The sequence below is a fragment of the Leptolyngbya sp. BC1307 genome (assembly GCF_002286735.1).
Taxonomy (GTDB): domain Bacteria; phylum Cyanobacteriota; class Cyanobacteriia; order Phormidesmidales; family Phormidesmidaceae; genus Phormidesmis.
Map to the genome: position 1 here is coordinate 1 of NZ_NRTA01000076.1, position 12,150 is coordinate 12,150.

General features: G+C 52.8%; 12 protein-coding genes and 1 pseudogene. 6 read left to right on the forward strand and 7 right to left on the reverse strand.

Going from position 1 to position 12,150, the window contains the following annotated elements:
• Positions 1–233: 233 nt before the first annotated feature.
• The 6 genes and pseudogenes from CKL79_RS20905 to CKL79_RS20930 all read right to left on the reverse strand — a co-directional run bounded on the left by CKL79_RS20905 (position 234) and on the right by CKL79_RS20930 (position 4,550).
• Positions 234–500, reverse strand: coding sequence for a DUF2442 domain-containing protein (locus CKL79_RS20905; RefSeq protein WP_121971482.1), 267 nt, complete (start codon positions 498–500; stop codon positions 234–236).
• The gene (locus CKL79_RS20910; RefSeq protein ID WP_121971483.1) at positions 475–717 is read right to left on the reverse strand and encodes a DUF4160 domain-containing protein; all 243 of its coding nucleotides are present in this window, start codon (positions 715–717) and stop codon (positions 475–477) included. The genes CKL79_RS20905 and CKL79_RS20910 overlap by 26 nt, the downstream gene beginning before the upstream one ends.
• A 165-nt stretch (positions 718–882) precedes the next feature.
• Positions 883–1,076 (reverse strand): annotated as a pseudogene (locus CKL79_RS20915) (DNA double-strand break repair nuclease NurA); the annotation flags it as partial.
• A 230-nt stretch (positions 1,077–1,306) separates the two neighbouring features.
• On the reverse strand, positions 1,307–2,245 hold the full coding sequence (denD, locus tag CKL79_RS20920) for a D-erythronate dehydrogenase (protein WP_121971484.1): 939 nt from the start codon (positions 2,243–2,245) through the stop codon (positions 1,307–1,309).
• 74 nt (positions 2,246–2,319) lie between these two features.
• The gene (locus CKL79_RS20925) at positions 2,320–3,870 is read right to left on the reverse strand and encodes a hypothetical protein (protein ID WP_121971485.1); all 1,551 of its coding nucleotides are present in this window, start codon (positions 3,868–3,870) and stop codon (positions 2,320–2,322) included.
• Positions 3,871–4,151: 281 nt separating this feature from the next.
• Positions 4,152–4,550, reverse strand: a complete 399-nt coding sequence (locus CKL79_RS20930; protein WP_121971486.1) for an AbrB family transcriptional regulator — start codon at positions 4,548–4,550, stop codon at positions 4,152–4,154.
• Positions 4,551–4,989: 439 nt separating this feature from the next.
• On the opposite strand from CKL79_RS20930, the gene CKL79_RS20935 reads away from it, so the two are divergent.
• From CKL79_RS20935 to hisC, 6 genes are all read left to right on the forward strand, one after another.
• Entirely contained in the window at positions 4,990–5,430 is a 441-nt protein-coding gene (locus CKL79_RS20935; RefSeq protein WP_121971487.1) for an Rrf2 family transcriptional regulator, read from the forward strand.
• A gap of 43 nt (positions 5,431–5,473) precedes the next feature.
• Positions 5,474–6,418 carry an adenosylcobinamide-phosphate synthase CbiB gene (gene cbiB, locus CKL79_RS20940; RefSeq protein ID WP_121971488.1) on the forward strand — a complete coding sequence of 315 codons (945 nt, stop codon included), beginning with the start codon at positions 5,474–5,476 and terminating at the stop codon, positions 6,416–6,418.
• A 143-nt stretch (positions 6,419–6,561) separates the two neighbouring features.
• Positions 6,562–7,101 carry a bifunctional pyr operon transcriptional regulator/uracil phosphoribosyltransferase PyrR gene (gene pyrR, locus CKL79_RS20945; RefSeq protein ID WP_121971489.1) on the forward strand — a complete coding sequence of 180 codons (540 nt, stop codon included), beginning with the start codon at positions 6,562–6,564 and terminating at the stop codon, positions 7,099–7,101.
• A 150-nt stretch (positions 7,102–7,251) separates the two neighbouring features.
• Positions 7,252–8,331, forward strand: coding sequence for a type 2 isopentenyl-diphosphate Delta-isomerase (fni, locus tag CKL79_RS20950; RefSeq protein ID WP_121971490.1), 1,080 nt, complete (start codon positions 7,252–7,254; stop codon positions 8,329–8,331).
• An 89-nt stretch (positions 8,332–8,420) separates the two neighbouring features.
• Positions 8,421–10,253: a signal peptide peptidase SppA gene (gene sppA / locus CKL79_RS20955; RefSeq protein ID WP_121971491.1), complete on the forward strand. Its 1,833-nt coding sequence runs from the start codon at positions 8,421–8,423 to the stop codon at positions 10,251–10,253.
• Between the two features lie 26 nt (positions 10,254–10,279).
• Positions 10,280–11,347, forward strand: a complete 1,068-nt coding sequence (gene hisC / locus CKL79_RS20960; RefSeq protein WP_121971492.1) for a histidinol-phosphate transaminase — start codon at positions 10,280–10,282, stop codon at positions 11,345–11,347.
• Between the two features lie 155 nt (positions 11,348–11,502).
• Here the strand turns inward: hisC and CKL79_RS20965 are convergent, their stop codons facing one another.
• A complete protein-coding gene (locus CKL79_RS20965) occupies positions 11,503–11,901 on the reverse strand; it encodes a single-stranded DNA-binding protein (RefSeq protein WP_121971493.1) in 399 nt (132 codons plus the stop codon).
• Positions 11,902–12,150: the final 249 nt, after the last annotated feature.

A 12,150-nucleotide genomic window follows, 5' to 3' on the forward strand; every position in this document is an offset into this window, starting at 1 on the left:
CTTTTCATTCTTCTGTTACAACAGATTTCTCGCCCTTTGACCACTCATCGTTACTTTCCTCAATAATGCTACTTACCAGCGGTTATTGAGCTATTGCCTGTATCTTTCTGAGTATCCAAGTTCTAGTCTCACCAACCCATGCAAAAGACAATCAAAAGAATCTACTGGCCAACGCTTTAACTAAATCTCGTGTCCCTGATAGGGTAGTCGTTAGACATTCCGCTGCGATTAACTCACAAATTTCTTGAGGACGGAGCCGGTGCACCTCGCAGCATCCCTTCTGTACTCAGATCCTCATCAAGTTCATCCCAATGAATTCCATAACCACCACCGCAAATTTCCCAATTTGAACGTTGAGCGGGTGTGGCATTAAGGAGTCTTGGGTACCAAACTATAGGTACAGTGATTATTCGCCCATCCATCAAATCGACGCTAATGGTTTCTTCCGTAAAGTAGACATTTTTAACTCTCTCGTCAGCCCGAATTGCCAAAATACCCATACCAAGCCTCCCATAGTTTTTTCTGATTTTCCTGAATTATCGATTGCAATGTCCGAAGTTCTTTAGCGCTAAAACCAATGTTGCTAGCCAGGCTAACGGGTTCTAGCCAAAACTTAGCTGATGAAGCATCGCGGTCAATATGTATGTGTGGTGGCTCATTTGGCTCATGGCTATAAAAATAGAAGCGGTAGGGGCCGATTCGTAAAATTGTTGGCATGGCTCTCATTATATATGGGTTGCAATGTCTAACAAGCGCTTGCACAGTGCGGTTGATACATGCTGCTGCTGTTGAGTTATGTTTGACTTGCCGCCTGTGAACCGCAGGCCGTTAGCCAATCAAACCAAAGTAGATCACCAGTGGTAAGCCGAGGGCGATCGCCTCTCAAGCAATACTCCCGCGCTTACGCGCTTCCTTAAACGAGGTGCCAACATTCTTGGGGCCAGCATTAGGCTCAAGGCCGTATCGAGCAGTTCGTTATCTTTCACCACCCATGCGGGAAACTCCACCCGCACCACCTCAGCCCCCACATGCACATAGCAAAAATACACCGCATGGTCGCCGTAGCAGCTCAAAATATGCCACCGGAATTTGCTCTAAAAACCAATAGATCAGCGAGCCATCAGTCAGCGCCAGGGCATGCACATCTGCATCTTGGCTGGCGGCGGTCTCAATTCCCAATTCACCCAGCATGACGGCTTCGGCGGCGGTGCGCGATCGCGTCAGCAGTAGCGTATCAACCCCTATTCAAAGGCGTCAACTATCCAACACATCGAATCTTGATAAATACGTAGAATGGCCCTACGCTCTATTGCGCTTCTGTCATGAAAGCCCGAATGATGTCGTCAAAATTGCGATCGCCCTCAAACCCTAACGCCCGCGCCTGGCTAACCTCAAAGCGGCTAGGCCAGCTCGCCACAATCTGAGAGATAGCTTCATCAGGCTCATACCGAATCTTTTCAGCAGCAGAACCCGCAACCCGTCGTAGCGCGTCGATCATTTCCTGCACAGTGATGGTGATACCGGGCAGATTAACCGCGCGGATGCCTGCAAAGAGATTGGCTGAGAGACTTAAACTGTGGATCAAGTTGTTAGTAACCGTGCCCGGACTCGAAAGCCACAGCGGTAAACTCAGATCAACCGGGCAAACGGCAGTTTCGCCCTGAAGCGGCTCGCGAATAATACTGCTGGCAAAAGAAGACGCTGCCGCATTGGGCTTACCCGGTCTCACGCAGACCGTCGGCAGTCGCAATACCCGGCCATCGATAAAGCCTTTACGGGTATAGTCATTGACGAGGAGTTCAGCGATCGCCTTTTGCGTGCCATAAGACGACTGCGGCATCACCGCTGTCTGATCAGAAACCACCGCTGGCAGCTCCCCACCAAATACCGCTAGCGAACTGGCGAATATGACCATCGCCCCCGCTGCCTGATGTCGCACCGCCTCTAATAAATGGCGCGTACCGTCACAGTTAACCGCCATTCCCAAATCAAAGTTAGCCTCAGCCTGAGCGCTCACCACCGCCGCCAAATGATAGACCGCCGTCGTTTTGGGCGTAACCAACCGCTGCGCCGACTGCGGATCGGTGAGATTGGCCTGAATGCTGGTCACCCGCACGTCGTCTAAAGGGACGGGCGGCGGCACCAAATCTGTCAGGATCAGCGTTCGCAAACTGGAGTCTTTGAGCAATTGCCGGGCGAGCCGCTGACCCAAGAAGCCAGCGCCGCCAGTGATCAAAATGTGCATAAGCAGGCGAGATAGCGTCAGCTAGATGACTTAGGAATTGGGACTTAGGAATTGGGACTTAGGACTTTAGCGCGTCAAGCGTTGGGCGACGACTTCGGCGGATCGCCCGACGCCCGCACCGACATCACTTTGCGCAACAGATCAAACCAGAAGCTTGCGCCCATCGACAGGGCTAAGGCCGTAATTAACCAGCCGATCAGCCGCTGCGGAATCAGCGGAATGGGCCAGTTGGCCTCAGCCGCTTGCTGCGCCGTGATCACAGCTTCAGTCCGCCCAATTGGCAGGGGATAGTCGGCTAAGATATCGCCGACCGCCGCGCCGACTAAGCGCAAATCTCCTTCTATGCGCTCTGAAAGCTCGTCGATAGAGAGATCTTCGGCTAGCGCTTCAGGGCTGTCAATGCCGCGCACTTCTAGCTGCTCAGCCGTTTGCACAATGCTATTGCGAATGGCCTGGTCAGTACTCAGCCGCTGAAACATATAAAACGTATCGGCATTGAGGGTAAAGGCGATCGCCAGCCCAATTAGCAACCCGACCCCCTTCACATTGCGCCGATAGACGCCGCTCGCCCGCTCCATGCCTCGATCAAACCAGGCTTCTAGCTCAGTTTGCAGCTGCTGTAGCTCATTACCTGTCGTCTGCACGCGCGCTTCTGCTCGGCTAGCTAACGTTGCCAAGCTCATACCCAATTCAGGCGGAATCACTTCCTGCTGCAGCTTTTCTAAGGCTCCCCACACTGCGCCGCCTTCTCTTTGAGCGAGCTCTACCAGCTCGGCATAGGTCGGGCTATCGGGGTCTAGCAGCGCTGCCAAATCGCCAAGCGTGGGCCGCAGCCGGGTCAGCAGTGCATTTTGCTCATGCCCACTCAGCAGCCGATTGCGCAGATAGCGAACCCGACGCAAAAATGACTGAGCGATCGCCGCATCGGACAGCGGCACTTCGGTCGCCATCGTCTCAAACGCCTGTAGCTGGCTCAAGATCTGGTTTAGCGCGGCTTCCAAGCTGACGCGACGGGCATTAAGATCGGCTGTAACCTGCGCTAGCTCCTGGTCGAAATAGTCCATTTCGGCGCGTAGCAGAGTCTCGTCACCGACCTGGGCACGCAGCTCAGAGACCGTATTGTGTAGCGGCAGCTGCACCTCAGTCTGAATAAACTGGTTAAAGCGCGATCGCACCAGCACCTGCTGAAATTCTTCCAGCCGCAGCCGCTCGATCAAGCTAGTTGCAAACGTCTCAGCCGGAATATAAGAAGGGCCGCTGGTTTTGTTGCCAAACACATTGCGGCTAAAAGTCAAAATACGATAGACAGCGCCAATCGCATGTAGCCCGCTGCGCAACCAGCTTGCCAGCCGTCCCTGGGCTTCGTAATTCAAATTTGAAATCAGCGGACTGTCGTATAGCCGGTCGGCTAGCGTCTTAGCCGCCTGCCGATTTTGACCCCGCTCTTTGCCTTCAGCGCGAGTACTATTACCGGCCAGTAATTGCTCAATAGAGCGTTTCAAATGCTCGGCTCGCCATTGAAACAGCGCACTCAAAATCTCTTGAATTTCGCTGGCAACCAGACTCAAAGTCAAGTAGATAAAAATGAGTCCGACGGCAATCTCTATAACAATTGGCAAACTCATAGCAGCGGGCCTAAATGCGACACCGATCCACCGTAGACAGGTTGGCTATACCGTACCACCTTACGGCAGCCATCAAAAAGCATGTGTCTGAAGTTTAGGCATATCGGCAAAAAATAGAAAATTCTAGCCGACAAACTGACCGATATTACAGCAGCAGGACAACAGCATCTGCGGCTTTAAAGATAGCCGGGCAGCTGACCTCACATCACTGATTTGCAAGATTCAGCCAGTTAGCTGATACCCAAATAAAATCTCAGCTTAATACTCACCGTAGAGCTACGTTAGCTATCTTCTATCTCTTCATCACCGCCGCCTAGCTGCTTTAAATGAATGTGCTTGCGCCCTAACGAAATCTCAAACTCGTCGCCCGGCTTTAGGCCCATCAGCTTGGTATAGGCCGAACCAATCAGCAGGTTACCGTTAGATTGCACAGTAATACGATAGCTAGCGCTGCGGCCACCCCTGCCATTGCCACTCTGAGTGCTGTCAATTTGAATACCCTCGGCCTCAATCAGCGCATTGAGGAACTTCATCATATTGACGCGGGTGACACCTCTTTTGGTGACGGTATAGTATCCGCAGGTCTTAGCTTTCTCCTCACGACTGAGGTGCTCTAGCTCTTTCACCTTCTTGAGCAGCGCTTTGCCTTTCAGGGCGTCTTTGTCTGGGTCGTTAACCATTCATTCCACTCTCTAGACTGACGATAGATATCAAGTGACAGAGGCAATCAGTAGTCAAAGCTATATCTTGGCTCTGTGATTCGGTATAGATTATAAAGATGAGTACAATGCGATTATCAAGCGCTGGGCGCAGCAGTTGCCATTCGCATATTCTTGATTGGGACTTTTTATCAGTCTGGGTTTTTAATATAAAAGCATACTTCTAAACCGGAGTAAATATATCAGAAAAATCTCCTAGACGCTGACGAAGAACTGCTTGTCTAACTTGTATCAACTAACATTATCAGCCATCAAACATCTTGAAGTTGTTTTTGCAGCGCCTTTATTTTTCTCAGATTGAAGCTTAGTTTTAAGGGTTAAACTTGAGCTAGAAAAATATTTCGAGAGATTTCGGTTTCACCGCTTTCAGCAAACTGCGAATTCGACACCTCTAGCCTTTATGAAGCTTACGACTCGCGGCCACTATAGTGTTAAAGCTCTGTTAGATTTGAGCCTGCAGCCAGCCGGGAGTCTGTCTTCGGTCAGTGCGATCGCCGCCCGGCAGCACTTACCTGCGCCCTATCTAGAAAAGCTTTTGATTGAGCTGCGGCGATCGCACATCATCACCTCAGTTCGCGGGGCCCACGGCGGCTACCGGCTAGCTAGACCAGCCGCTCAGATCTTTCTCGGCCAAATATTAGAGGCCGTCGGCGAATCGGTCACCCCTTTGGCCCAGACGATAGCGCCCCAGCAAGCCGAAGACTGGGTGACCTCTATGCTGTGGCAGCGGCTACAGCAAAAGCTCAGAGAAGCCTTCTACAGCATTACGCTAGAAGACCTCTATTACGACGCTCGCAGCTGGCAAGCCGCTCAGGGCGAAGGGGCTAGCTTTGTGGTCTGATTTGTGGTCTGGGTGGGACGGATTTTCCGATTCGTTAGCGGGCGTGGCTGTCTTAATAGCCGCTGCCGGGTTAGACTTTGCGGTCGGTGATCCTTGGGCCTGGCCTCACCCCGTACAAGCTATGGGTAAGGTGATCAGCGCTTGCAGTCAAAAGCTGATCGCGGCCCGGCTACCGGCCAAACCGATGAAGCTGGCAGGGGCGATGCTTGCCTGTCTGCTAATTGGCGGCAGCGGACTGCTAAGCTGGGCCGGATTACAGGCATTGAGCCTGATCTCACCCTGGCTAGCGCGAGCGGCAGAGGTGATATTACTAGCGAGCTGTCTGGCAGGGCGCAGTTTGCGGCGGGCGGCTGAAGAGGTCTTACAGCCGTTAGCTGAGGATGACTTGACTGGTGCTAGAGATCGCCTCAAGTACTATGTCGGTCGAGATACCGATCAGCTCTCAGCCGCAGAAATTTACCGAGCGGTGCTAGAGACTGTCAGCGAAAATGCGATTGATGGAGTGCTGGCTCCTCTATTTTATGCCCTGCTAGGCGCGCTAATGGGGATAGCTGGGCCGCTGGCGATCGCCTACAAAGCTGCCAGCACACTAGATTCTATGGTGGGCTACCGGGAAGCACCTTATACCGATCTGGGCTGGTTCAGCGCTCGACTAGAAGATGGTCTCACCTGGTTGCCCTGTCGCCTAAGCGTGCTCACTATAGCGCTGCTCTCAGGCAGACCAGGCCATGTTTTAAAGATTTGTCGGCGAGATGCAGACGCCGACCCCAGTCCCAATGCGGGCTGGAGTGAATGCGCCTATGCCGCCGCGCTCGGCGTTCAGCTCGGCGGAGCTAATGTCTACCGAGGCCAGCTCAAGATTAAGCCGAAGCTAGGCGATGATACCCGACCGATCACGGCAGTCGTGATCTACCAGGCGCTACGGCTAACTCGCTGGAGCTTTTTGCTTGGGTTGACTGCGGGCGTTTGCCTGCTGCTGGCAATCTAAACCGGCTTCACTTTTCTAAACGCCTTCCTTATTCAGCTGGCCTATTTATAAAGGCCATGAATGCGTATAGGAATGCAGCGTTTCACCCCTATTTAAGCGATAATTTTCACTTCGCTGACGTTTTACGCGCGGGTTAAAAACTGATGGCTGAAAAAATTGTCAATATTCTTTCTGCTGATGAGATTCGCCGCACGCTGAATCGGCTCGCCTCAGAAATTGTTGAGCGTACAGCCGACCTGAGCAATCTAGTGCTGTTGGGTATCCGCACCCGAGGGGTCCCTTTAGCCGAGGCGATCGCCGAACAAATACAGCGGTTAGAAACCATCGAGATACCCACAGGCGCACTCGATATCACCTTCTACCGCGACGATCTCGACCAAATCGGTGCGCGTACCCCCGCTAAAACCGAAATCCCTTTCGACTTAGCCGGTAAAAACGTTGTCTTAATAGACGATGTTATCTACAGCGGGCGAACAGTACGCGCGGCACTCAACGCCGTTCATGACTATGGTCGGCCCGATATCATTCGGCTAGCCGTCTTAATCGACCGGGGACATCGCCAGGTGCCCGTCCATCCCGACTTTGTCGGTAAGCAGTTGCCCACCGCCAGTGACGAATCGGTGCGGGTCTTTCTCTGGGCGACCGACCAACGAGACGGGGTCGAGCTGACTCAGGCAGGCTGATCCCTGCTGATCCTCCCAGCGAGCTACCTTACGATATGTGCGATCGCCGTCATCCTGCCCTTGAGATTGCGGTAAATTTAAAATTCTGCTGACGCGCCATCCTTAGGCAAACGCGAGAAATTAGCTTTGAGACCTTCCCCTTCTGTCCCAGTGAATACCTCAGCGAATAACGGCGCACTCAACACCCAGACCCGAAAAGCAGACCATCTGCGCGTCTGTCTGGAAGAAGATGTCCAGAGCCACCGTATCACCAACGGTCTGGAGCGCTATCGGTTTACACACTGCTGCCTGCCAGAACTCAACCGCAGCGAGATTGATATTTCCACCACATTTTTAGGCAAAGCGATCGCCACACCCTTGCTCATCTCGTCAATGACGGGAGGCACTGAGCAAGCCCGCCTGATCAACCAGCGACTGGCACAAACAGCACAACGCTACGGCCTGGCTATAGGTGTGGGCTCTCAGCGAGTCGCCGTCGAAAATCCCGATCTAACAGCGACGTTTGCGGTGCGGCAGTACGCGCCCGATGCTCTGATATTTGCTAACCTGGGCGCGGTGCAGCTGAACTATGACTACGGCCTATCACAATGCCAAAAAGCGGTCGATTGGCTAGAAGCTGACGCTCTGATTTTACATCTCAATCCGCTGCAAGAAGCCGTACAGACCGAAGGCGATGTTAACTTCAAGGGGCTCTTTGCCAAAATCGAGCAGTTGGTGAAAGCCTTGCCCGTCCCGGTCGTTGCGAAAGAAGTCGGCAACGGCATTTCGGCAGCGATGGCCCAGCGGCTGATAGAGAGTGGTGTCGCCGCCATTGATGTAGCGGGGGCAGGCGGCACTTCCTGGGCACGGGTAGAGAGCGAGCGGGCTAAAGACGCTAAACAGCGACGGCTGGGCAATACGTTCGCAGATTGGGGCATTCCCACAGCAGAGTGTATTATCGGCATTCGGGCACTCTCTAGTGCACCAGGAAGTAGCACAGCGGTACCACTGATTGCCTCAGGTGGATTGCGCAATGGCTTAGATGCGACAAAGGCGCTGGCGCTAGGGGCAGATCTAGCAGGCATGGCACTGCCGTTTCTCCAGGCGGCCAGCCAGTCTGAAGCGGCGATCGCTGAGCTATGTGAGGCGCTGATCGCAGAGATAGTGACGGTTCTATTTTGTACGGGCTGCGCGTCGCTCTCTGAGCTGCGTCAGGATGGAATTCTATGCCCTGCGCTGCCGGCAAGCTGACTTGAAAGTGTCACCACCTGGCGGCTAGGGCGCTACCTTAGATTTAGTCCAGTTCAAACCTCATTCTTCAGCAGGTAAACCAGTAACCGATGCGAGATTTTTTCAAAGTTGCGGCGGCGAGCGCAGTAGGCACTTTAGTAGGGCTGTTTAGTCTGCTGCTGCTGTTAGGCATTGGCGCTTTCGGGTTGGTGGGCGTACTGCTCTCCTCTACTAGCGCCGAGTCAGAAGTAGAGATTGAAGATAAATCAGTGCTGGTGTTTGACCTATCTACCGATATTGTCGATGGGGTGCCATCAGCCGTGGGCTCATTGTTTAAAGCGTATGGGGCGGAGCGCTCGATATCGCTATACAGCACGCTGGAGGCGATCGCGGCGGCTGCCGAAGACGACAGAATTTCGGGCATCTACCTGAAGGGAACGCCTAACGAAGGGCTGGCCACATTGAAAGAGGTTCGTCAGGCGCTGAGCGACTTTAAAGCCTCTGGCAAACCGATTTGGGCTTACAATACCGGCTTTAGTGAGCAAGATTACTATCTGACTTCAGTGGCCGACAACCTGGTACTGGCCCCGGTAGGGACGATGAAGATCAATGGATTTCGCTCGGAAACTCAATTTCTAGCCAACGCGCTGCAAAAGTACGGCATTGGCGTGCAGGTACTGCGAGTAGGTCGCTATAAGTCGGCAGTAGAGCCCTTCATCAGGTCGAGCAGCAGCCCGGAGTCAAAACAGCAGACTGAAGCGCTGATCGGCAATCTTTGGAAAGATTTCTTACAAACGGTGGCAGGCGATCGCGCCGTCACACCCGAGCAGCTTCAAACACTTGCCGATGAGGGCGGCCTGATCCAGTCCGATCTGGCACTTTCGACCGGCCTAGTGGACCGGTTAGGATTTTACGACGAGGTGCTAACAGAGTTAAAGACGCTCACGGGCACCGAAACCGAAGATATCGAGGCAGAAGCTTACACTGACGAAGACGAAGACGTTTTTCCGCAAACGGCGCTCGCCGACTATGCGCAAAGTGTAGCCAGTGATCGCAGTAGGGAACAGGGCGATACGGTGGCGATCGTGTATGCTGCAGGCAACATTGTCATGGGCGACGAGATCGCACCCGGCTCTATTACTTCTGAAGGTTTAGCTGCAACGCTGCGCAAAGTGCGTCGGGACAAGGATATCAAAGCAGTTGTGCTGCGGGTCAACAGTCCGGGCGGTAGCGCGATCGCCTCTGAAGTCATCGCCAATGAGATGACGCTGCTGGCTGCAGTCAAGCCAACCATTGTTTCCATGGGAGACTACGCGGCCTCGGGCGGCTACATGATCTCAGCGCCAGGGGCCAAAATCCTCGCCTCGCCCACCACCATTACCGGTTCTATTGGCGTCTTTGGCCTGTTGCTTAACTTTCAAGAAATTGCCAACGAGAACGGCATCACCTGGGACGTGGTCAAGACCGCTCGGTTTGCGGACATGCAAACCGTTGCTCGACCACAGTCTGAAGCTGAACTCAAGATTCAGCAGAGCTACGTAGATACACTGTACGACCGCTTTATGAGTATCGTCGCCACAGGGCGAGACATTCCTAAATCGCGGGTCAGCCAGGTCGCTCAAGGCCGGGTTTGGACAGGAGAAGATGCGATCGCCGCTAACCTGGTAGATGAACTGGGCGGATTAGAAGATGCGATCGCCCTAGCCGCCGAGACGGCCGAGATAGAAGACTATCAGGTAAACGAATTTCCCAAACCGCTCTCTCTAGAAGAACAGTTAATAGACAGCTTATTTGGCGCAGAGATCGCCACTCGCCTGCCCTGGAATAAAGATCCATTAACCGACGAACTGCTCAAGCTGCGCGAAGAATTTACCCTGCTAGAGACCTTAAACGATCCTAACAACGTTTACATGCGGCTACCTTTTACAACAGATATTGAATAAAACTGTCTGTTCGGACGATCCCTTAAATGACGACACAAACAAACTGGTTTCGCCCTGACGTAGCGGCGATGCAGGGCTACGAACCAGGCGAATGGCCCCCTTTAAACGCGGGCGTGCTCAAGCTTAATTCCAACGAAAATCCCTATCCACCTTCACCCAAAGTGATGGCAGCGCTAGCTGAAATCAGCGGCGAACTGCTGCGCCGCTACCCTGATCCCCGTGCACAAGATTTTTGTCAGGTGGTCGGCAAAACCCTTGATGTACCTACCGACTGGGTTATTGCTGGCAATGGCAGCGACGACTTGCTAACGCTGCTGGTGCGATCTTGCGCGGCGGGCCACCACAGACCGCTGGCCTATCCCACGCCAACTTACGTGCTCTACAGAACGCTAGCGGCAATTCAACCTGCTAGCACTATCGAAATTCCGTATGGTCCCAACTGGCAGCTACCGGTGCAAAAACTCTTGGCAGCGCAGGCAGCAGTGACGTTAATTGCCTCACCTAACAGTCCTTCAGGGCATATCGTACCGCTGGCAGATCTGAGATTGCTAGCTCAAGGACTCTCCGGCGTCCTGGCAATCGACGAAGCCTATGTAGATTTTGCCGGTCAGACGGCTCTAGATCTGGTACGAGCCTTCCCCAATGTGATCGTGCTGCGGACACTCTCTAAAGGGTATGCACTAGCGGGGCTGAGGTTGGGCTTCGGCTGCGCTCAGCCCGCGTTGTTAAAGGGGCTGCTCAAAATCAAAGACAGCTATAACGTAGATGCGATCGCCCTGCGGTTAGGGACAGCGGCTATTCTAGATCAAGCGTATAAGGATGCGATCACCCAAAAAGTTGTTTCAGCCCGAGAGCAGCTCTCAGCGGAATTACAAACGATGGCCTTCCGCGTATGGCCATCTCACACCAATTTTCTGCTGGTGCAGCCACCACATGACACTGCTCAGTTTCTATACAAAAGCTTAAAAGCGCAGCAGATTATGATTCGCTATTTTAACGAGCCAGCGCTAGATAACAAACTGCGAATTACAGTGGGCACCTCCGAGCAAAATGCACGATTAGTCAGCGCAATCAAGCAATTACTATCAGCATGAAAGGCCGCTTCATCATCAGCAAAAACTACCAAGACTAAAAGCCTAGTCTCAGAGAAACCACCCCTCAGGCAAAGCCAAACAAGCCAAAAGAAAAGCCCGGCTAGTAGTCAGCCAGGCTTTTACAGTCAATCAGCGGCTGAGGAATACAGAAAAGTTTAGGCCGTCTCAACTAGCTGAGGCTCTTCCGTCACAGCTTCATCTAGCTGCTCTTCCATATTGCGGATAATGTCTAAGTCAATATCCAATACGGTCATCTTCAGCCCAGCCTTAGGACTATTATCTACCTTAGAGATAAATGGATTAGGCTCAACACTACCCGTACAAATAATCAGCGACCCCTTTCTCAAATAGGGCAGCTTCCGCCAAGCCACAGACTTCTCCCAGATACTCAGCGAAACCGTAAACGATTCCTCACGGTTTCGCACCCCACGAACATAGAGAGTAGCCTGAGCCACATCTGCTTTTGCACCGCTTTTCAACGTCACCGTCTTGATTTCAGCATCCGCTGCCAGATTACCACTGACCACCCACTTATTAAGACCCGTACTTGCCATCGCTTTGCCTCTAACTAGATAAGCATTTTGCTCATCTCAAGATGCCCAATGCTATCAGCCGCACTACTAAATGTTTCTACTGAAAAATCACCTGGCTTTCCACAAACAAACCCCCTTAACCTTTAGGTTAAGGGGGTTTGTTTGATATTAAGACCTGGCATCGAGCTATTTTGACGAGGGGCAACCCCCTCACTATCTTCGCCGCTGCAATGTTTCACAATCGAGTTCGGGATGGAGTCGAAGTGGGTC

Bases quoted from the DNA above. Each gene is read 5' to 3' on its own strand.
- CKL79_RS20905 (WP_121971482.1), bottom strand. From the start codon at position 500: ATGGGTATTTTGGCAATTCGGGCTGACGAGAGAGTTAAAAATGTCTAC.
- CKL79_RS20925 (WP_121971485.1), bottom strand. From the start codon at position 3,870: ATGAGTTTGCCAATTGTTATAGAGATTGCCGTCGGACTCATTTTTATC.
- CKL79_RS20930 (WP_121971486.1), bottom strand. From the start codon at position 4,550: ATGGTTAACGACCCAGACAAAGACGCCCTGAAAGGCAAAGCGCTGCTC.
- hisC (WP_121971492.1), top strand. From the start codon at position 10,280: ATGACGACACAAACAAACTGGTTTCGCCCTGACGTAGCGGCGATGCAG.
- CKL79_RS20910 (WP_121971483.1), bottom strand. From the start codon at position 717: ATGCCAACAATTTTACGAATCGGCCCCTACCGCTTCTATTTTTATAGC.
- sppA (WP_121971491.1), top strand. From the start codon at position 8,421: ATGCGAGATTTTTTCAAAGTTGCGGCGGCGAGCGCAGTAGGCACTTTA.
- CKL79_RS20965 (WP_121971493.1), bottom strand. From the start codon at position 11,901: ATGGCAAGTACGGGTCTTAATAAGTGGGTGGTCAGTGGTAATCTGGCA.
- pyrR (WP_121971489.1), top strand. From the start codon at position 6,562: ATGGCTGAAAAAATTGTCAATATTCTTTCTGCTGATGAGATTCGCCGC.
- denD (WP_121971484.1), bottom strand. From the start codon at position 2,245: ATGCACATTTTGATCACTGGCGGCGCTGGCTTCTTGGGTCAGCGGCTC.
- CKL79_RS20935 (WP_121971487.1), top strand. From the start codon at position 4,990: ATGAAGCTTACGACTCGCGGCCACTATAGTGTTAAAGCTCTGTTAGAT.